This window comes from Staphylococcus sp. HMSC62A08, from assembly GCF_001839105.1.
Taxonomy (GTDB): Bacteria; Bacillota; Bacilli; order Staphylococcales; family Staphylococcaceae; genus Staphylococcus; species Staphylococcus caprae.
In genome coordinates, this window is record NZ_KV840024.1 from 1 (window position 1) to 1251 (window position 1251).

Sequence of the window (1251 nt, forward strand, 5' to 3'; positions counted from 1 at the left end):
GCACGAAGCTCTTGTTAATTAAATTATAACATTGATGAATGGAGAAATGCAAAAGACTATTTATATAGGAGGATAAAATATCATAGAAAGTATTATAGAAATTTTGACTATAGTATTTTTTGTTGTGATGATTATCACTTTTTCATTTATGGTTATACTTTATATAATAAAAGGTATTTATGATTTTATTTGTTTTTTTCTTCTCTTTTATATTTAGTGAAAACCTGAAAATATATTAATATATACTCAGCTTACTTTCTATAGATTAAAAATTAATAATAAAAAACCATCGACAAAGTTTATATCTTTGTCGACAGTCTAATCTATCAAATAAATATTTATAATGGATCTGAATTTATGCTTCTAATTGTTTAATAATCTCTCTATTGAAATCATCTAAATCATCTGGCACACGACTTGTTACAATATTGTTGTCTACTACAACTGATTCATCAACAACATGTGCTCCCGCATTAGATAAATCTTTACGTACGTTGATAACACCAGTTATTGTACGTCCGTTTAAATCGTCAGTATCAACTAGTAAAAGTGGACCATGACAAATCGCAAATGTTGGTACATTATTTTGAGTAAAGTACTTAGTAAAGGTACCATAACGGCCTTCTTCATCACCACGTAAATGGTCAGGGGAGAATCCACCAGGAATTAATAAAGCATCATAAGTTTCTGGTTTCGCATCTGAAATGCTAATATCTACAGTTACTTTTTCACCATGTTTACCAACAAGTTCTTGTTTTGCTGTATCTCCAATAATTTCAGTCTCAAATCCAGCATTTTCTAATGCCTCTTTTGGACTAGTTAATTCTATATCTTCAAATTCATCTGCTAAAATAATTGCTACTTTTTTAGTCATATTACAACATTACCTTTCAATTATAATTTTTAAATCTAGATATTATATACACTAAGAAGGAGGGAGTTTAAACATATATTAAAAATGGTTAAGCATTTCCATCAATTATATCACGACATTGTTTAGCAGCAGCTTTTGGATCGTCAGCGTTTGCGATGCCACCACCAACAATAATTAAATCTGGTTGTTCAACTGCCACTGATTTAATTGTATCAGGTTTGATACCACCTGCTACAGCTACTTTTGAATTTGAAATAACTGATTTAACAGTACGTAAGCTTTCTAAAGGTGATACACCTTTAGCTTGTAAATCATAACCAGTATGTACTGCAATATAATCAGCACCCATTTTATCTAATTCAGCTGCACGTTGTTCT

2 protein-coding genes are annotated in these 1251 nt (G+C 30.1%); both read right to left on the reverse strand.

Features of this window, described 5'->3' with window-relative positions:
- Positions 1-355: 355 nt before the first annotated feature.
- Complete coding sequence (locus HMPREF3264_RS00035; protein WP_070871520.1) at positions 356-874, reverse strand: type 1 glutamine amidotransferase domain-containing protein; 519 nt, start codon at positions 872-874, stop codon at positions 356-358.
- 88 nt (positions 875-962) lie between these two features.
- Positions 963-1251, reverse strand: a 289-nt coding sequence (locus tag HMPREF3264_RS00040) for an orotidine 5'-phosphate decarboxylase / HUMPS family protein (protein WP_176746795.1), incomplete at its 5' end; no start/stop codon positions are given.